Origin of the sequence: Pseudomonas sp. 18058 (assembly GCF_902706155.1) — a bacterium.
Taxonomy (GTDB): Bacteria; Pseudomonadota; Gammaproteobacteria; order Pseudomonadales; family Pseudomonadaceae; genus Aquipseudomonas; species Aquipseudomonas rustica.
The window spans coordinates 54,416-72,422 of the sequence record NZ_CACSJY010000027.1 but is presented as its reverse complement, the minus strand read 5'-3'; the positions used below and the strand labels follow the sequence as shown (position 1 = coordinate 72,422).

21 protein-coding genes, 1 tRNA gene and 1 pseudogene are annotated in these 18,007 nt (G+C 57.9%); 9 read left to right on the top strand and 14 right to left on the bottom strand.

What is annotated here, in order from left to right; genetic code table 11:
• Positions 1 to 24: 24 nt before the first annotated feature.
• Positions 25 to 1,356, top strand: a complete 1,332-nt coding sequence (locus tag GVL50_RS16320; RefSeq protein ID WP_159814235.1) for an MFS transporter — start codon at positions 25 to 27, stop codon at positions 1,354 to 1,356.
• 88 nt (positions 1,357 to 1,444) lie between these two features.
• On the opposite strand, the gene GVL50_RS16315 is transcribed toward GVL50_RS16320, so the two are convergent.
• Complete coding sequence (locus tag GVL50_RS16315; protein WP_159814233.1) at positions 1,445 to 1,930, bottom strand: DMT family transporter; 486 nt, start codon at positions 1,928 to 1,930, stop codon at positions 1,445 to 1,447.
• A 77-nt stretch (positions 1,931 to 2,007) separates the two neighbouring features.
• On the opposite strand from GVL50_RS16315, the gene GVL50_RS16310 reads away from it, so the two are divergent.
• Positions 2,008 to 2,958 carry a LysR substrate-binding domain-containing protein gene (locus tag GVL50_RS16310; RefSeq protein ID WP_178124196.1) on the top strand — a complete coding sequence of 317 codons (951 nt, stop codon included), beginning with the start codon at positions 2,008 to 2,010 and terminating at the stop codon, positions 2,956 to 2,958.
• Here GVL50_RS16310 and GVL50_RS16305 read toward each other — a convergent pair.
• The gene (locus GVL50_RS16305; protein ID WP_159814229.1) at positions 2,955 to 3,194 is read right to left on the bottom strand and encodes a CopG family ribbon-helix-helix protein; all 240 of its coding nucleotides are present in this window, start codon (positions 3,192 to 3,194) and stop codon (positions 2,955 to 2,957) included. The genes GVL50_RS16310 and GVL50_RS16305 overlap by 4 nt on opposite strands.
• 176 nt (positions 3,195 to 3,370) lie before the next feature.
• On the opposite strand from GVL50_RS16305, the gene GVL50_RS16300 reads away from it, so the two are divergent.
• The 6 genes from GVL50_RS16300 to GVL50_RS16275 all read left to right on the top strand — a co-directional run bounded on the left by GVL50_RS16300 (position 3,371) and on the right by GVL50_RS16275 (position 6,876).
• Complete coding sequence (locus GVL50_RS16300; RefSeq protein WP_159814227.1) at positions 3,371 to 4,105, top strand: hypothetical protein; 735 nt, start codon at positions 3,371 to 3,373, stop codon at positions 4,103 to 4,105.
• Positions 4,106 to 4,134: 29 nt separating this feature from the next.
• Complete coding sequence (locus GVL50_RS16295) at positions 4,135 to 4,851, top strand: hypothetical protein (protein ID WP_159814225.1); 717 nt, start codon at positions 4,135 to 4,137, stop codon at positions 4,849 to 4,851.
• 4 nt (positions 4,852 to 4,855) lie between these two features.
• Positions 4,856 to 5,272 (top strand): fosfomycin resistance glutathione transferase, encoded by a 417-nt coding sequence (gene fos / locus GVL50_RS16290; protein WP_159814223.1) that lies wholly within the window; start codon positions 4,856 to 4,858, stop codon positions 5,270 to 5,272.
• Positions 5,273 to 5,332: 60 nt separating this feature from the next.
• Positions 5,333 to 5,971: a LysE family translocator gene (locus GVL50_RS16285; RefSeq protein WP_159814221.1), complete on the top strand. Its 639-nt coding sequence runs from the start codon at positions 5,333 to 5,335 to the stop codon at positions 5,969 to 5,971.
• Between the two features lie 168 nt (positions 5,972 to 6,139).
• Entirely contained in the window at positions 6,140 to 6,298 is a 159-nt protein-coding gene (locus GVL50_RS16280; RefSeq protein WP_159814219.1) for a KGG domain-containing protein, read from the top strand.
• A gap of 74 nt (positions 6,299 to 6,372) precedes the next feature.
• The gene (locus GVL50_RS16275) at positions 6,373 to 6,876 is read left to right on the top strand and encodes a DUF4142 domain-containing protein (protein WP_053117998.1); all 504 of its coding nucleotides are present in this window, start codon (positions 6,373 to 6,375) and stop codon (positions 6,874 to 6,876) included.
• A gap of 180 nt (positions 6,877 to 7,056) precedes the next feature.
• On the opposite strand, the gene GVL50_RS16270 is transcribed toward GVL50_RS16275, so the two are convergent.
• The gene (locus GVL50_RS16270) at positions 7,057 to 7,467 is read right to left on the bottom strand and encodes a low affinity iron permease family protein (RefSeq protein WP_159814218.1); all 411 of its coding nucleotides are present in this window, start codon (positions 7,465 to 7,467) and stop codon (positions 7,057 to 7,059) included.
• A 183-nt stretch (positions 7,468 to 7,650) separates the two neighbouring features.
• On the opposite strand from GVL50_RS16270, the gene tam reads away from it, so the two are divergent.
• A complete protein-coding gene (gene tam / locus GVL50_RS16265) occupies positions 7,651 to 8,421 on the top strand; it encodes a trans-aconitate 2-methyltransferase (RefSeq protein WP_159814216.1) in 771 nt (256 codons plus the stop codon).
• A gap of 222 nt (positions 8,422 to 8,643) precedes the next feature.
• Here the strand turns inward: tam and GVL50_RS16260 are convergent.
• From GVL50_RS16260 to atzF, 11 genes and pseudogenes are all read right to left on the bottom strand, one after another.
• A pseudogene (locus GVL50_RS16260) lies at positions 8,644 to 9,372 on the bottom strand (class I SAM-dependent methyltransferase).
• Positions 9,373 to 9,444: 72 nt separating this feature from the next.
• Complete coding sequence (locus GVL50_RS16255; protein ID WP_053118006.1) at positions 9,445 to 9,852, bottom strand: type II toxin-antitoxin system HicB family antitoxin; 408 nt, start codon at positions 9,850 to 9,852, stop codon at positions 9,445 to 9,447.
• Positions 9,853 to 9,888: 36 nt separating this feature from the next.
• On the bottom strand, positions 9,889 to 10,068 hold the full coding sequence (locus GVL50_RS16250; protein ID WP_159814214.1) for a type II toxin-antitoxin system HicA family toxin: 180 nt from the start codon (positions 10,066 to 10,068) through the stop codon (positions 9,889 to 9,891).
• A gap of 225 nt (positions 10,069 to 10,293) precedes the next feature.
• Positions 10,294 to 11,559, bottom strand: a complete 1,266-nt coding sequence (locus tag GVL50_RS16245; protein ID WP_159814212.1) for a type II toxin-antitoxin system HipA family toxin — start codon at positions 11,557 to 11,559, stop codon at positions 10,294 to 10,296.
• Positions 11,552 to 11,869, bottom strand: a complete 318-nt coding sequence (locus tag GVL50_RS16240) for a helix-turn-helix domain-containing protein (protein WP_159814210.1) — start codon at positions 11,867 to 11,869, stop codon at positions 11,552 to 11,554. The genes GVL50_RS16245 and GVL50_RS16240 overlap by 8 nt, the downstream gene beginning before the upstream one ends.
• 265 nt (positions 11,870 to 12,134) lie before the next feature.
• A tRNA-Gly gene (locus GVL50_RS16235) sits at positions 12,135 to 12,208 on the bottom strand.
• 156 nt (positions 12,209 to 12,364) lie between these two features.
• Positions 12,365 to 13,249, bottom strand: a complete 885-nt coding sequence (locus tag GVL50_RS16230) for an alpha/beta fold hydrolase (protein ID WP_053118011.1) — start codon at positions 13,247 to 13,249, stop codon at positions 12,365 to 12,367.
• 318 nt (positions 13,250 to 13,567) lie between these two features.
• The gene (locus GVL50_RS16225; protein ID WP_159814208.1) at positions 13,568 to 14,260 is read right to left on the bottom strand and encodes a pseudouridine synthase; all 693 of its coding nucleotides are present in this window, start codon (positions 14,258 to 14,260) and stop codon (positions 13,568 to 13,570) included.
• A gap of 33 nt (positions 14,261 to 14,293) precedes the next feature.
• Positions 14,294 to 14,524 carry a cysteine-rich CWC family protein gene (locus tag GVL50_RS16220; protein ID WP_053118015.1) on the bottom strand — a complete coding sequence of 77 codons (231 nt, stop codon included), beginning with the start codon at positions 14,522 to 14,524 and terminating at the stop codon, positions 14,294 to 14,296.
• Entirely contained in the window at positions 14,517 to 16,004 is a 1,488-nt protein-coding gene (locus GVL50_RS16215) for a sensor domain-containing diguanylate cyclase (RefSeq protein ID WP_159814206.1), read from the bottom strand. The genes GVL50_RS16220 and GVL50_RS16215 overlap by 8 nt, the downstream gene beginning before the upstream one ends.
• A 214-nt stretch (positions 16,005 to 16,218) precedes the next feature.
• Positions 16,219 to 17,991 (bottom strand): allophanate hydrolase, encoded by a 1,773-nt coding sequence (gene atzF / locus GVL50_RS16210; protein WP_159814204.1) that lies wholly within the window; start codon positions 17,989 to 17,991, stop codon positions 16,219 to 16,221.
• Between the last annotated feature and the right edge of the window lie 16 nt (positions 17,992 to 18,007).

Sequence of the window (18,007 nt, the reverse complement as noted above, 5' to 3'; positions counted from 1 at the left end):
CGGCAGTCCGCCTGGAGAAAAGCTATGAGCCTCAATGTAATGGAGGCGGGCGCGAGCTCGTCTGTCGATCACGACGCCGAAAAAGCCCTGGTCAGCAAAGTCGCCTGGCGCCTGATGCCGCTGATCATGGTCTGCTACCTGTTCGCCTTTTTCGACCGTATCAACATCAGCTTCGCCAAGTTCCAACTGCAAGCCGACCTGAGTCTGAGCGACACCGCTTACGGCCTCGGTGCCGGGCTGTTCGTGGTCGGTTACGTGCTGTTCGAAGTGCCTAGCAACATGATGCTCTACAAGGTCGGCGCGCGGCGCTGGATCGCGCGGATCATGATGTCGTGGGGCGTGGCGACGGCGCTGATGGTCTTCGTCACCAGCGAATGGCAGTTCTACGCGCTGCGCTTTTTGATCGGCGCGATGGAAGCCGGTTTCGCCCCGGGCGTGTTGTATTACCTGACGCTGTGGTTCCCGCAGCATTTCCGTGGACGCATCACTTCCCTGTTGTTTCTTGCCTCTGCATTCGCCGGGTTGGTCGGCGCACCGTTCTCCGGGCTGGTACTCGAACATCTCGACGGTGTGATGCAGATGCGTGGCTGGCACTGGCTGTTTCTGCTCGGTGGTCTGCCGTGTATCGGCCTAGGGTTTCTAGTGCTGACGCTGCTCAAGGATCGCATCGAGGACGCGCACTGGCTGACCGCTGACGAGAAAAAATTGCTGTCCAGCCGCATCGCCCATCACGAACCGCACAAGAGCGGCGGCTCATTGCTGGCGGCGCTACGGATTCCGGGTTTTCTGACCTTGGGGCTGATCTACTTTCTGATTCAGGTCGCGTCTTACGGCTTGAATTTCTGGGCGCCACAATTGATCCGCAGCGCCGGTACCGAGAGCCCGGTGATGATCGGTCTGCTGACCGCCATTCCGTACATCTGCGGTGCGATCACCATGATCGTGATCGGGCGGTTGTCGGACGCAACCGGCGAGCGCCGCAAGTTTGTCGCGGGGTTGGTGGTGGTTGGCGCGATCGGATTCTTCAGTGCGGGGATTTTCGCCGATCACACCACGTTCCTGATCGTCGCCCTCGGCTTGCTCGGCGCCGGCATCATCGCCGCTATTCCGAGCTTCTGGACGCTGCCACCGAAGTTGCTGGCCGGTGCCGGCGCAGGTGCGGCGGGCGGGATCGCGGTGATCAATACGCTGGGGCAGTTCGGCGGCATCGTCAGCCCGGTGATGGTCGGGCGGATCAAGGATCTCACCGGCAGCACCACGCCAGCGCTGTATGTCATTGGCGTGGCGGCGTTGATCGCAGCGGCGTTGTTGCTGTGGGGGTTGCCGCAGAAATTGCGCACGCTCGATAAATATTGAGCCGCTGAAAAGATCGCAGCCTTCGGCAGCTCCTACAGAGTACGAATCCAATCCTGTAGGAGCTGCCGCAGGCTGCGATCTTTTGATGTTATTGCGGTGCCAAAACTCTTCCCGGCGAATTGCCAAACTGAATCAATACCACCCCCGCAATCAACAACACCGCGCCAAACAGCCGAGGCAATGTCAGCTGTTTCTCCACCAACCCAAACAAGCCAAAGTGATCCAGCAGCATTGAGGCAAGCACCTGACCCGCCAGCGCCAACGCCACAAACCCCGAAGCCCCGAGCTTAGGCAGCAACACCACCGCCAGCGCCACAAAACAAACCCCGAACGCGCCACCGGCCCACATCCACATGGGCGCCTTGCTGATAAACGCCAGCGACGGCAGGGGCAACCGCAACGCCAAAATCACCGGCAACAACACCAGCACACTCACCAGCAACGACGCCAACGTCGCCCACAATGGATGGCCCAATCCGCGCGCCAGGTTGCTGTTGATCGCGCTCTGAAACGGCACTACCGCCCCGGCAAATGCGGCCAACGCCAACAAACCGGCCCACTGCAACGTACTCATGATCATTCTCCAACAGGTTTTGCTGGACTCTAGAGTATTCGTCGCGCAGATTTAAATTCCGTTTCGTCATCCAGAACATGCATCAAATGAATGATCTGCGCCGCATCGACCTCAACCTGCTGGTGATCCTCGACGCCTTGCTCAGCGAGCAGCACGTCACCCGCGCCGCCGAGCGCCTGCACCTCAGCCAACCGGCGGTCAGCCATGCGCTGGCGCGTCTACGCGATTTGCTCGGCGACCCGCTGCTGGTGCGCGCCGGCGCAACCCTGGCGCCCACCGCACGAGCGCTGGAACTGGTCGCGCCGCTCGCCGAAGCGCTGGCCCAAGTGCAATCGCTGCTGGCACCAAACACCTTCGATCCGGCTAGCGCCCGACGCACCTTTCGTGTGGCGATGTCGGACTACGGCGCGGCGATCATCCTCCCCGATCTGATCCGGACCCTGCGCCGCGAAGCGCCGGGCATCGACCTGCAAATCAGCCACGCCAGCCGCGAAGGCATGCTCGAAGGCGTGCTCAATGGCGATATCGACGTCGCCGCCGGCGTCTTCCCGGAAATGCCCCACGAATTGCGCAGCACGCTGCTGTTCGAAGAACGCTACGTCTGCCTGCTCGACCGCCAGACCCTGCCGGCCAACGGCGTGCTCGATCTGCCCACCTACCTGTCGCGCCCGCATGTCTTGCTGGAAATGCGCGGCAGCGGCACACCGGAAATCGAGCGAGCCCTGACCTCCCTGCGCGAACGCCGTCGCGTCGCGATCAGCCTGCCGCACTGGAACGTCGCGCCGCAGTTGATCAGTGGCACGGATTTGATTCTCACCGTGTCATCGCGCAGCGTGCGCGATTTGGTGCATGGGGATTTGATTGTTGTGCCGCCACCGTTTGATATTCCGCCGTTTACGTTTGTGCTGGCTTGGCACAAGCGGCGGGGTGGGGATCAGGCGTTGAATTGGTTGAATCGGAAGATTGAGGAGGGGGGGACGAGGAAAACGCCACAGACTGGAAATCTTGATTGTGCCGTTACTAATTAACGCGTATTGCCACTCCACTTTGCAGTGATGGTTTCAACTGCTGCAGCGGAGGCGAAATCTCCAGCATCGGCCTCTATTATCGCTTGCTGGATTTGCTCAGTTTTCCAGGTTTCGCGCTCCAGATACTCACTCAATGCGTCATTTGCCAAGCTAGATTTGCTGCGCCCCGTTGCTTTGGCGAGGTCGGTTAGTGCGTCAGCGATTTCATCTGGAAGATGCAAAGAAATGACAGGCATAACGCTCTCGCTGTAGTGGTAGGCAACTCACGACGCTACAGCTTTGCTCGGGGCGGAGCTATCTCTGGTACTGCCTTGACTCAAGTAATTGCGAATGTGGGTTGCGATTACTTCAGTTGAATCCGTCGAAAGAGGAGGGGATAGTGCGCGGCTGAACAGTCATCAAGGAACGGGACGTGACAGTGAAGTCGGCTTGGATCGGATGTGTAGCCATTTGTACGTGGTTGCTGGCGGGGCAGGCGTTTGCCGATTGCTCGCCGGCTCCAGTGGCGCATGACATGGATTTTTCAATCTGTAAGGACTGGCCGGCGTATCCAGGACTGACACTCAGCGCCAGCACAAATTTCTCACCCGATCCGGTATATGGCGCATCAGGAATTGTGGGGCTGTATGACTTGCATTTGTCCCTGTTGGCGACCAGTGGCTCGAAGTCGTTAGCGACCTTTGATCAGGCCTCGGCATTCTCAGTTGATGCCATCGCGCTGGAAGAACTGAAATTCGACACCGCCCGCTACAAACTCAAGCCTGACCTTCAGGCCTTTGGCGTGCGAGTTCGCTTCAAAAATTCCTCCCGTTTGAATCCTTTGGATGAAACCTGGTTGTCGCTCTATGTGAAAGACGGCAACGCCTTGCGTCCGGTGATGGATCGATTGGTGGTTCATGAATATGGCGGGGAGTGGGATGGCAATTGTGCGGGTGAGCGTTATGAAACTTCGCGAACAGTGGAGTTAGCCAAAGCCAGCACCAATGGCTATGCCGATCTCATTATCAAAACGATCAGCAGCTCGACCGTAGGCAATGGCGAGGGAGAGGCCTGCGTCTCCAACACCGTCACGCAAAAACCTGTATTGACGACACTTCGCTATGACGGAAAAAACTACGCAGTGCCCAGAGATTTCAAAGGCCAGTAAGACAGATCTCTTTTACTCAAGGAAGAACAATGAGCCTCCGAACTAAGTTCAGCCTCGCCCTGTATCTACTAGTTCTCGCCACTCAAACCCAGGCCGCCTGCTTAACAAAAGACTTCGACGGCAAGTCTCTATCACGCTGCAAAGTCTGGCCGGCGTTCCAGAATCAGGTTATCTCCGCAAAATCCACTTACCTCGCCGACGCTGGCGGTGAAGACGCCGGTGTATTCGATCTGGATCTGGCGATTATGAACGCTACAAACAGCAAGCCCATCGCTACTTTTCGCAAGCCGGGCGCCTATAACTCAGACGCCATCCGGCTGGATGATTTGCGTATCGATACAGCGCGCTATCGACTTGCTCCCGACGTCCGGGCTTTCGGCCTGCGTTCAATGTTTGGCCACAGCTCCAGCGCACTTCCCTATGAGAAAACTGACCTGGCGCTGTATGTCCGCGAGGGTAACGTTCTGCGTCCGGTGCTGGAGGGTTTGGTGGTCTTCAGGAACCACGGCGAATTTATGAGCGACTGCGAAGGGTATGCCAATCGCATACATCGCACGCTCGACATCGCTCCATCGAGCCACTACGGTTTCGCTGATTTGATCATCACCACCAGCGGCAGCAAAATGAAAGACACCAAGTCGGGCGGCCAATGTGTTTCACAAACCACTGACCTGAAGAAAACTCGAATTACCCTGACCTATGACGGCAAACAATATACCGTCCCCGAATCCCTCAGAGGTTACTGATCCGATGCTCACCGGCCTCAACCACCTCACCCTCGCCGTCAGCGATCTGAACCGCAGTCTGGCGTTTTATCGCGACGTGCTACAGCTCCGCGTCGAGGCGACGTGGAACGCCGGTGCCTATCTTTCGCTTCCGGGACTGTGGCTGTGCCTGTCGCTCGATCCATTACGCACTAGCGAGCCGAGCGCCGACTACACCCATTACGCCTTCAGCCTCAACGCTGCGGATTTTGCGCTTTTCGTACAAGCGCTAAAAGCAGCAAACGTGCGGGAATGGCGCGATAACCGCAGCGAAGGTGCGTCGTTCTATTTTCTCGATCCTGATGGCCACAAACACGAAGCTCACGTCGGCGATCTGGCCTCGCGACTCGCAGCGTGTCGGCAGAAACCGTACGCCGGCATGCGTTTTTACGACGGGCAGTGATCAGGCGCAATCGGCTGATATAGACTGGCCGCCACGTGTTCTGGCGCTTGCAGGTTTTCCATGACTCTATCGTTGCTAATGGCCGTTCTGGCCTCGGGTTTCATTTACGGCATCACGCCGGGGCCGGGTGTGCTGGCGGTGTTCGGCATCGGTGCGGCGCATGGGCGACGGGCCGGGGCGGGGTTTCTCTGCGGGCATCTGCTCGGCGATGTGGTCTGGTGCAGCACGGCGTTGATCGCGATTGTTGGCGCGCGGGAAATCGGCAGCACGGCGTTTGACGTGCTCGGGGTGCTCAGCGGTCTGTACTTGTTCTGGCTCGGCTGGCGCGCGGTGCGGGCACAGCGACGCAATGCGGACGAACCGCAGGGCGCGGCGCGCAATCCATTCTGGCACGGCATTCTGTTCGGGTTGACCAATCCCAAGGCGTACCCGGTGGCGGTGGCGACGTTTACTGCGCTGCTGTCGAGCCGTGCCGAGTTGCTCAACTGGTCGATGCTGCCGGCGCTGATCGCCCTGAGCTTCCTTGGCGGGCTGCTCGCCTACGCTATTCTCATTGGTGTTGTCGGCGCGCAGCGGGTGCGCACGCTGTATCAGCGCCACGAGTTGCTGATCACCCGGTTGTGCGGGGTAATGTTCATCGGTTTCGCCATCAACGCGCTGATGCATGCGTTGCCGGGGCTGATGCCGAACAAGGCTTGAAGGTGACTGTACATCGCGCAGCGCGGCAATCATCAGGCGCTGCATTAGCTGATTGCGCTTCACCGTTCGTCAGTGCAACGCCAACTTTTCTAAACCTTTGCTGGCCAGAAAATTCTCAATCTAGGCGGGCACCTGCTCGCCACGATCATTACCAAGAGGTAGAGAATCATGCCTAATTCAAGAAACTCGAACTCGGGAAACTTCGCTAACGATCGAACGAAGGCGTCTGAAGCCGGTCGCAAAGGTGGGAAAACCACTACAACGACTGTCGACAAAGACCCTGCGAAAACAGAAATAGGCCGCAAGCCCGGTCAGAAATCGAAGTAGTCAGTGAAGTCGTTTTGATTGAGAGGCGGGGGCGTAAGCTCCCGCTTGAATTTTGAGAAAAGGAGGGCGCGACCATGAGCCGGATGGCCACCCGTTTACGCAATTTGAGTGTTGTTTCGCTGTTGAGCCTGTGCGCCACCAGTGCTTTTGCCCAGTCGCCTGCCGATTTCATCAACGATGCGTCGGCCAAAGGCATGGCTGATATCGAAGCCAGCCGCTTGGCCCACGGGAAAACCGAATCCAAAGAGGTAAAGGATTACACCATCGTGGTGATCAACGACCGCACCACAGCCAATCAGCATCTGGCGAAAATTGCCAAGAAGCTCGACCTGCCGATCGCGCCGCGCGAAGAAATCGCCGACAAGGCTAAAGAGCTGATTCCAGAGGTGAAGGACGGCGCGACGTTTGACCAGGCCTATGCAGCGAGTCAGGTCAAAGCCACCGAAGAGGCCATTCAGCAGATCGAGCAGGAAGCGCAGACCACTGACGTGCCTGAGATCAAAGCCTTCGCCGACGAAACCCTGCCGAAACTGCAGAATCACCTGGAAATGGCCCGAGCCTTACAGGCCAGCCGCTAATCTCACAGACAACACAGATCCCCTGTGGCGAGGGGATTTATCCCCGCTCGGCTGCGCAGCAGTCGTTAAAACATTCAATGCAGTGTGTCAGGTTGAATTCGGCAGCAAGAAATGGGGCTGCTTCGCAGCCCAACGGGGATAAATCCCCTCGCCACAAGTGTTTTCATTCGCCCGATAAACCTAGCACTCATTCAAATCCTGCTTCGACTTGCTCATCTCACCCAGCCCTTCAAGGTTAAACACCTCGCCCTCGCCCAACGAGCGGTAATGCCTGCGCAACGCCTCCAGCTGTTTCAAATCCAGCGCTTCCAGCCCGAGCATCGCGTTCTGCGCTTCCTTGGTCACCAGCAGCAACTCATCAATCTTCAAATGCAGAATGTCAGTGTCACGGTTCTGCGTGTTCTGAATCAGAAATACCATCAGAAAGGTAATGATCGTGGTCGAGGTGTTGATGATCAGTTGCCACGTATCGTTGTAATTAAAGATCGGCCCGCTCAACCCCCATAGCCCTATCAGGATCAACGCCCCCATAAACGTCTTCGGGCTACCGGCCCACAGAGCAAGCTTCTGGGAAATCTTCGCGAATTTCATAGCCGTATTCCTTATTGGGGGGAGTGCATGAAATTCAGACAATGACGGCGTTGTGAAAATTCTAATTACAAATCAGCGAATGGAACCGGACGTTGGTAGGGCAGCGCCGGCCAGTTGGATCACGGTATGGTAGCGGCATCTGTTTTTCCAGGTTTTGAAGCAAACGCCTCACAGGAGAACGCAATGAGTTGGTCCGCCAAGCAATACGTCGCTTTCGAAGATGAACGCACCCGCCCGGCCCGCGATCTGCTGGCGGCGATTCCCACGGCAGAAGCGCGAGCGGTGGTTGATATCGGTTGTGGCCCGGGCAATTCGACGGAGCTTCTGCTGCAGCGTTTTCCTGAGGCGAAAATCTGCGGGCTGGACAGCTCGCCGGACATGATCGACGCGGCACGCAAGCGTTTACCGCAGTTGCAGTTCGAAGTGGCTGAGATTGATCAATGGGCGGACGCCGGGCCGTTTGATGTGATCTTCGCCAATGCCGTGCTGCAATGGGTGCCGGATCACGCAGCGTTGTTGCCCGCGTTGGCCAACAAGTTGTCGGCGGGCGGCAGTCTGGCGATTCAGATGCCGGATAACCTCAACGAACCGTCCCACCGCTTGATGCGTGAAGTCGCCGCCAATGGCCCGTGGGCCGCAAAGCTCGCCGGCGCGGCGGGGCAGCGAACGGACATGGCGAGTGCCAGCGATTATTTCTCGATGCTGCGGCCGCATTGTGCGCGGGTCGATGTCTGGCGCACGGCGTATCACCATCAATTGTCGGCTGGCGCAGCAGGGGTGGTTGAGTGGTTCAAGGGTAGCGGGTTGATTCCGTTTTTGAGTCCGCTGACTGAAGCGGAGCGGGCGGAGTATCTGGAACAATACCTGGGGGAAGTCGCGAGGGCTTATCCGGCGTTGGCGGATGGGTCGGTGCTGTTGCCGTTTCCGCGATTGTTTATCGTCGCGACTCGCTGAAACGAACGAATGCGTTGTTCGACTGGAGAGCGGCGGCGTTACATCCGGCGAGCCCCTCACCCCAGCCCTCTCCCAAGGGAGAGGGAGCTGATTTGGGGGCTTTTCAAATCCTGAGTTCGGCTCGATATCGCAGGTCGGCGTAGCTCGAACAGGCACCTCGGTCAGTTCCTTCTCCCTCTGGGAGAGGGCTAGGGTGAGGGGCTATTCCAAGGTTGAATCCATTCAACGCTGCACCGCGACCAGCATCATCATCGGCCGCTCCCGCTCTTCCTCCAGCGCCGGTTGCGCCGCCACCTCGGCATCACTCGGCCCCCATTCATTGACATGACGAATAGTGAACCCCGCCTCAATCAACGAATTGAGCAGCGTCCCGATCGTACGATGCTGCTTGATCACGCTCTAGGCCAACCAATGGGTCACCCGCTCACCTTCCATCTGATAACTGTCCAGCGGCCAACGCTTGTTGCCCTCGCTATAAACCAGCCACCCCGGATTACGCGGGGCCATAAAGATCGGATGCTCGATGGAAAACACAAAGTGCGCACCCGGTTTCAACGCCGCATACAGATGAGCAAACAGCCCCGACAAGTTCTTGATGTAGTGCAGCGCCAGTGAACTGTACGCCAGATCAACACTGCAAACCGGCAGGTCGAGCTGCTCAAGATCGGCACGTTCATAACGGATATTCGTCGCCACCGTTGTCTGCCGCGCGCGCTCCAGCATCTTCTCCGAAACATCCAGACCCAGCACATTGGCGGCGCCGCTCCCTCTCGCCCAACGGCTGAACCAGCCATAACCACAACCCAGATCGACCACATTCAAACCATGCATGGCCGGCAGCAACGCCTTGAGCGCCGGCCATTCCGGCGCGGCATCGAGCCCGCCGATGGAGCGGTTCATCTGGCTGTAGCCCTGGAAAAACTCGGGATCGTCGTAGATGTTTTGTGTCATGGGATGAGTACTCTTCAAAATGTCGTCGCAGTGAATGGCTCAGTTCCAATGCCCGTTAAGACAAAGAGGAATTCAACCCTGCTGCAACACCTTCAAAGCCGCCGACGCGAGAAACCCCGAGCGGCTCTTTTCTTCCGGATGGTGCAACACATACTCATCAATACGATTAAGCAGGTGCCCCGGCAGGGTGATGTTGAGCTTCTGGGCTTTGCCCAAATATTTGACCACGTCGATGTCCACCACCGCCCACGCGCAACCGGCATATTTCGGATTGGCCACATTCACGCCCAGTTTGCTGGCAGACGGGATAGGCGCACCGTCCTCGGCCAGAATCTCGAAATGGCCTTCGATCGCTTCGCGAGCCATGGCGACAGCATCGTCGAGGTCATCACCTGCGGAAAAACAGCCAGGAATGTCCGGCACTTCCACGCCCCAGGCGTGTTCGTCATCACCTATTGAAATTGCGATTGGATAAAGCATGTGTGTTGTTCTCCATGGCGCAACTGACTGAGTGAGTCAAAGCAGCGCCTGCTGCAAAATACTGATGGCCGTTTTTTTGAGCAGATCCTTCTTCGGATGCGGCACAGTGACCAAGCCGGGTTTGCTGGGATGCTTGAAGTGATGGTGACTGCCTCTGATCCGCACCAGATACCAACCGTCTGCGACGAGTTGGCCGATTAAAAAACGGCTATTCACAACACCTCCTTGTGGTGTGCTTGGTAGTTACTATACCTACTGGTTTTTTGTGATCAACAGTGGAGCCACCGAAAGGTCATCGTCCGCTGATGACCTCAATGGTTTATGCAGTCTAGGAAGGGTAGGAAAAGGCGAGCGGAGAGTGTGTTGCAAAGGGTTGCGTCCGCGCGCAGCAACTCACTAGAAACCAGCCGAATAGCGGGTTCATATCGCAGAAGTCCCAGCTTATTTCCGACGCAGATTTGCGACGTTATTGTCGATCCGGTTTTGGATAGTGAACAGTGTCTCTCGGGTGATCAAACCGGGATAAAGACGTTCGGCCGTCACTGAAAACTCACTGGCAATGTCGCAAACCCCATCAATCATTTCAGCGGCTTTATTGGCTGGAACCTCTGCTTCCTGCGCAAGCTTGAGCATGGCCTTGCGGTCAATTTCCAGGGCTTCACCCATCACGTCCATCTGATGATATCCACCAGGTCCCTCGCAAAAAGTGACGTCATAAGCCGGCGCCAGCTTCCACTGGCCGCTGGCTGACATGAGGTAGGCGAAGTTTTTCGGGTGATCGTCGCGGTTGTTGAAGGCGACATTAAAAATCACGCGTTCGAATGCGAGTGCTTTTTCTCGAACGTCGTTGGTGCATTTGTGAGTGGCGCGCAAGAAATTGACGTAATCCAATGCACCCGGGGATTGGAAATCCGCGCCGGTATAAGCCGCGAGACTTTGCATGGGCACGCGTAAGCCATCTTGACGATCGAAGCGTCTGCTGGCGAAGGCGGCCATTCCGTCAGGCAGGCTGAAATACTGAGTATCAGGTGTCTGGATGCCGCACATGCGCAGGCATTCGGCGTAAACCATTTCTATGGCGCAGACTTCGGGGTGCTCTTGCTGAGCAGGGAATTTCACCAGCCAGGCTTCAAACCCCGGCGTGGCCGCAGTGGTAAAGATTTCGGTTTCAGGGTCGCGATAAACCAAAGCCTTGGGTCTGGCGCCTTGCGGAGAGCCTCCTACCAGCAGCAGTTTTTGCAGGAGTTCGCCACCTTCGCCTTTGAGCACTTCGCGTATTTCGGCTGCCAGCAGGGCAATGGGAACGTGGATCTGCGGCTCCAGCGCTTCGGCTGCAACCGGCTCAAACGACATGGCGCCCATGGCATTGTTGCCGATGTAGGCCAGTCGCTCCAAAGGGCCGATTCGCGCCGGGTTGAGCCCGCGACGTTTGAACAAGCGATCCATCAAAAGCATGCCCCAGCCGTCAGGCAGGGAATCATAGACCGGGCCGGGCAGACTCATTTGATGAGACGGAAAATCCCGTCGCAGCCGGGCTCCCTCCAGTGGAAGGCGCAAGGACGATAATTCCAGTCCTTTCTTTTTGGCCTCATCACTGTACTCAAACGCAATGAGCGGCCGGCCGGTCAAGGCCGTTGTGGAAACGAGCGTGCCCCACCGCCAGCGTTCGCCCCAGCCATCGTAGAAGACATCAACCTGTTCAAGCATCGTCGGATTTCCTTTTGATGCGATGACGCTTGGCGCTTTTTTCGTAGCGCAAGATGTCATCGAGGGTATCGAGCTTTGGCTGGAACAACCCTTCAAGCTCTTTACCACGTCCAAGCACCATGGCCACTCGCACCAGGCTCTCGAAACTCACATTGCGCCCGGCTTCCATGCTGGACACTGTGTTGCCACCGACGCCTGCGCGTGAGGCCACATCGGCTTGCGACATGCCAAGCGCCAAGCGCTCCGTACGTAGACGTGAGCCCAGTTTTTTAATGATTTCGTCAGGCGTGCTGAGGCTTAAATCCAACATGATGTGTCTACTGCCTGGAGAATGCTTCAACGAATGAAAGGTGCGATCACTCAAATCGTTTAGCGAGAAACGATAACTCCTGAATATTGTGGCTTATCTTCGGGAATTAGCAATAACTCACAAAATAAAGGAATTAAAACAAGGTGAGCGCTTCGTGTTCACTGCACTTACCAAACCCCAGACGCAAAAAAACCGGCCCTATAGGCCGGTTTTCTGTATTCCTGCATCCCCCGTCAAAAAATCACGACGTGAGACAAAATCTGATTGGAGCGGGTAGAGGGAATCGAACCCTCGTCGGAAGCTTGGGAAGCTACTGTTCTACCATTAAACTATACCCGCTCAGAGCGGCTGACTTTGTACCAGACTCGGCCACGGATTTGAAGTTTCTTTTGCAAAATAAGCCTTTGAAGCGTTGAAAACGGTCAATCGCGGGCGAGCACTGCGGGATGCAAACGAAAAGCTCAACCCCGCAGGCTCGCGCGCGACGACACTTTTTCAAATAGCCAATGCATGTTGATCCTGAACAAACGAGTAACGCGTTCGGCTGGTCTGCTGCGCCGGTTTCAGAAAGCCGAGCAAGGCGTTCTGGCTGTCGCGGCACGCCGCTTTGTGCTCCATATCGAGAAAATGCCCGGTGGCTTGCAGGGTGGTGAAGGTGCTCTGCGCGACGTGGTTGCCGAACAGGCGCGCATCGTCGGCGGCGGTGTATTCGTCCCATTCGCCGTTTAAAAACAGCACTGGCACGTTGATCTTTTTCGCCGCGTTCAAGTAGCACTGGCGGTCGCTGTGCAGCACGTCGCTGATGTGGAAATGCATCTGCCCGTATTCGTGCTCGGCCAGACTGCTGACGTGGCGATAGTTGAAGCGCTTGAACAGCGAAGGCAAATGTTTGCCGATGGTGTCGTTGACCAGATGGCCGACGCGGTCGCCGTCGCGCTGGCCGAGGTAGTCGACGCCACGTTCAAGGTAGTCGAGCATGTGCGCGTTGATCACCGGCGAGAACGAGCTGATCACCGCCCGTTCGATGCGCCGAGGCTGGTGGGCGAGGGCGACCAGAGTCGCAGCACCGCCCCAGGAAAACGACAGCACGTGCTCTGCGCCAAAGTGGTCAATCAGCTCCAGCAGGATTTGCCCTTCGACTTCCTTTGTCAGATGTTTCTCGTGGCGGTTGTGGGCTTTTGACCGACCCGCGTAGGGCTGGTCGTAGCAGACCACGTTGAATTGCGGGTGCAGGTTCTTCACGGTTTGTGCAAACGACGCAGTCGTGGCCATCGAGCCGTTGACCAGAATGATGGTCTTTTCTGCGGCGTCTGCGCGATAGAACTCCGTGTAAACCCGATACTGACCCTGTATATCCAGCACAGCGATTTCTGGCCTCATGTCATAAGACTCCTGGCAAGCAAGCGGGTATGCGCGCAATGGTGAGATTGCACGAGCTTTGTGACAGGTAGGCATACGCCTGGAATTTGCTTGGCCCATGTCGATCCGATAAGGCAGGTCGACGGGTATTGTTATTGGCGGGCAGTTTGTCGGCTGAGGCGCAGCCCTTGGGGCTGACGACCGACAAAAAGTTTCTTAGAGGTATGTTGTGACTCGTCGGTCACATTTCGGCCGACGTCCTGATTCAAGCAGGGGAGGCAGGATCGCGCAAGTGCCGTTGGTAAATTGTTCGACAACTTCTGCTGAGCGGTCGCAGGCTTAGAACAAATGAATCTCTTCGGTGCGCAAAGCGCGGTACTCGCCCGGTTTTAGCGCGTCATCGAGCTGTAACAGCCCCATGGATTCACGGTGCAAGCGTACGACTTTGTTGTTGAAGAAACCAAACATGCGCTTCACCTGATGGTAACGACCCTCGACGATGCTCAACCGCGCCGAGCGTGGGCCGAGCAGCTCCAGTTGCGCCGGCTGCGTGGTCAGATCCTCGAACGCGAAGTAAATCCCCTCGGCAAAGGTGATCGCATATTCCGCGCCAATTTCCTGCTCGGTCTCGACGTAATAGACCTTCGGCAGTTTGGTCTGTGGCTGGGTCAAGCGCCGCGACCACGCGCCGTCGTTGGTGATCAGCATCAGCCCGGTGGTGTTGAAGTCCAGACGCCCGGCGATGTGCAGGTCGTCCTTGTCCGGTTCATCGATCAGGTCGAGCACGGTCGGGTGTTGCGGATCGCGGGTGGCGCTGACGCAGCCGGGCGGTTTGTGCAGCATGAAATAGCGCGCCGGTTTGCCGACTTGCAGCACTTCGTCATCAACCTCTACGCGACTGAACTCCAGCACCTCGCTGTGCGGATCGCTGACGACTTTTCCGTCAATCCGCACGCGCTTTTCCACCAGCAACAGGCGCACCTGCTGACGGTTGAAGCGCGGTAGATTGCTGAGGAAACGGTCGACGCGCATGTTCAGTGTTCGATCAATGAAGGGGCGCGCATCTTACGGGATCGGCCGCTTGGCCGCTTGCAGTTGCGCCTCGACCTGCGCGCAACGCGGGCACAGACATGATTGGTTGCGCAGTGCTGGCGGCAGCGCTTCGAGCACCGCCGGGTCGATGCTGACGCCGTAGCACCAGCATTCGCGGTCGGCGGTACGCGGGTCGGCCAGGCTGCAGTCGTTGCGGGCGCCGCAGGCCGGGCAATGGTCGGGTTTAACGTCGGAATCAGGCATAAGTCGAGTGAGGCATTTCCACGCAGGTGCGGTTGCGGCCGGTTTGTTTGGCTCGGTACATCGCATGATCGGCCCGCGACAGCAGACTGTGCAAGGTGTCATCGCGTTGCAGGGTGGTGGCGCCGATGCTCACCGTCAGATTCAGGGTGTGACCGTTGTAGGCATATTCCTGTTGTTCGACGTGCTGACGAATTTTCTCGGCGATGTTCTGACCGGTGTCGCCGTCGGTGTCCTTCAGCAGCACGATAAATTCCTCACCGCCCCAACGGCAGACGATGTCGGCGTGGCGCAGGCAACTTTGCAGATCGCGGGCGAAGCCAATCAACACCTGGTCACCGGCCATGTGCCCGTAGGTGTCGTTCAGCGCTTTGAAGTGATCGAGGTCGATCAGCAACGCCGTCAGCGGTTTGGTCTCGCGTTGTGCTTCGTGCAGGGCTTGCGCGGCGAGCAGGTCGAAGCCGCGACGGTTGGGCAGTTCGGTGAGGCTGTCGAGGGTTGCCTGCGCCTGGATTTTGCGCTGATAGCGTTTGATCACGCGGTTGAGCAACGCCAACACGCTCAGCGTCACCAGCAAGCAGATCAACAGATTGAGATAGAGCGACTGACGGATTTCGCTCAATGCACCGTCTTCGCGTTTATCGACGAACAGGTACCAGTTCAGCTCGGGAATGAAGCGCACGTTGAGAAAATGCCCCTGGCCTTCAGCGGAATACTCGTAGCTGCCGCTGTGCGGTTTCGGCAACTGACTGACCAGACTTTTCATGCTCTCGATTTCGCCAAGACTCTGGCCTATGTGTGCGCCTTCCGGGCCACCTTCGGCGCCGGTCAGCACCAGTCGGCCAAAGGTGTCGACGAAGTACACGCTGCGTTGATAGCGCTGCTGGTATTTGTCGATCAGCTTGATCACTGCGTCGACGGTCAGGCCGACACCGGCCGCGCCGATGAAACGGTCGTGGTAGTCGTAGACTTTGTAGTTGATGAAGAAGGTCAGGTTGTCCTTGTTGGCCAGATCTGGGTCGACGTTGATCTCGTACGGATCCTTCATGTCGCGCACGCGGAAGTACCAGGCGTCGCGCGGTTCTTCGACTTTGATCTGCTTGAGCACGCCTTTGGCGTGGTAGTAGGTGAGGGTGCTGTTGGAGACGAAAAACGCGGTGTAGGCGCCGTAATGGGTCATGACCTCGTTGAGGTAGCGGGTCATTTGCTCGGGGTTTTGTTCGCCGTTGACCACCCAGTCGCGCATGAAGGTGTCGCGGGACATCATCGAGGAAATCAGGATCGGTCGGACGAGGTCTTTCTGGATTTCCGAGTAGACCGTGTCGGAGGTCAGCGGCAGCTCGGTGTTGACGATGTTGTCGCGGATCGAGGCGCGCGAGGCGTAGTAGCTCAGCAGGGACGTGGCAAGGAAACCGGCGCCGAGCAGGGCGATCAGCGTGAGTACCAGCGAGCGTTGGGAGTACAGCGCAGATCGATGCGGCATGGCAGTTCCATTGGCAGTGGCCCGATGGCATGCATTCTAGTGGGACTGCGGGGAAATAACTGCTCCATGTGCGGCGCGAATGGTCGTTCCTGTATTTCCATGTTGCTACGCTGTCCCTGTAGGAGTGAGCCTGCTCGCGATAGCGGTAGATCAGTCACATCTTCGGTGAATGTCATACCGCTATCGCGAGCAGGCTCACTCCTACAGATGGCGGTCAGGCCAGGGTTTTCAGGTAGGCCCGCCAGCCGCCGAGGTGGCTGATGTCTTTGGCGCCTTCAAGACCATACGGCTCACAGATAAACCCACTCTCCCAGCGCCCATCCGCCAATTGCACCTTGCCCAATCCCAACGGCGCCGGAATCCCGGTCAGAAACGAACCCAACTCGCTGCTCGGCAACTCCCACACCTCCACCGCAATCGCCACGCCGCCGCCTTTCACCCGCACCATCCCCGGACGCAATGGCGGGCCGCCGGCCAAGGCATGCAGTTGATAATCCGGCGAGCTCAGCGTGGTTTCCAGCAACCGCCCACCGCGCTGCGTCAGTTGCCAGTTCAACGCCAACCCTTGCAGATGCGCGCCACACACCACAATCCGCGCACGATCATTGCGCGCTACGTTCGCGGGCGTCGGCAATGCAGTGTCCTGCTGACGCTGCATCGCATCCGCCACACTCAACAGATATTGATCGGTAAACACCCGCCCAAACAACGTCACGCCCCACGGCATCCCGTTAGCCATAAACCCGCTCGGCACGGCGACGGCGGCGTAGTCGAGCAGGTTCATGAAGTTGGTGTAGTAACCCAGTTCGGAATTGCGCAGCACCGGTTCGGCGTGCAGTTCGGCGAGTGTCACCGGGCGGCCGATGGTCGGCGTCAGCACACAGTCGAGACCTTCGAGCGCTTGATCGCACAGCGCTTTCAACGCTTGCAGCCGGTACTGCGCGCGGAAAGTCTGCACGCCGCTCACCGCCGGGGCTTTGGCCAGCACGGCGCGGATCACCGGCAAAACGGCTTGCGGATTCTGTTCCATCAATTCGCCGGCAACGCTGTAACGCTCGGCGACCCACGGCCCTTCGTAAAGCAAACGCGCGGCTTCAAGAAATGGCGTCAGATCCAGTTCAACCGCTTCGCCACCCAGGGCCTTGAGTTGATCAATGGCATCGCCGAACAACAGCGGCCCTTCAACACAGCCGAAAAACTGTAGATCCTGCGCACGCGGCACACCGAAACGAAATGGCCGTGGCGCACCAAACGCCGAGCCATCATTCCACGACGGATTGCGGCGGCTGTACTCATCGCGCGGATCGAGTTTCGCCGTCAACGCCAGCAACTGACTGGCCTCACGCGCCGTCGCGGTAAACGTGGTGACGCAATCCAGCGTACGGCACGCGGGCACCACACCGGCGGTGGAAATCAGCCCTTTGCTGGCCTTCAACCCGAGCAGATTATTCAACGCCGCCGGCACCCGACCGGAGCCTGCGGTGTCGGTGCCCAAAGCAAAACTCGCCACGCCCAAGGCCACCGCCAGCGACGAACCGGCGCTGGAACCGCCCGATGGATATTCCGGCAATACGCTGTTCGGACAAGCGCCGTAAGGCGAGCGGCTGCCATTAAGGCCCGTGGCAAATTGATCGAGGTTGGTCTTGCCCAGCGGAATCGCGCCCAACGCGATCAGTTGCTCGACGATGGTCGCCGAGCGCTCCGGCACATAAGCAAAATCCGGGCACGCGGCGGTGGTCGGAATGCCGGCCAGATCGATGTTGTCCTTGATCGCAAACGGCACGCCGTACAGCGGCAGACTGTCGAGATCACGACCATCGAGGGCCGCCAGATACGGCTCCAGTTCGGCGACGCTGAGCAGGTGGATGAACAGGTGATAATCCGGGTTCAGCGCGGCTGCTTTGTCGCGCAGTGTCGGCAGCAGTTGACGCGGTGTGGTGTCGCCATTGCGGTAGGCCTGGCGCAGAACATCGAGTTGCAGATTCATGGGTTGATCCTTATTC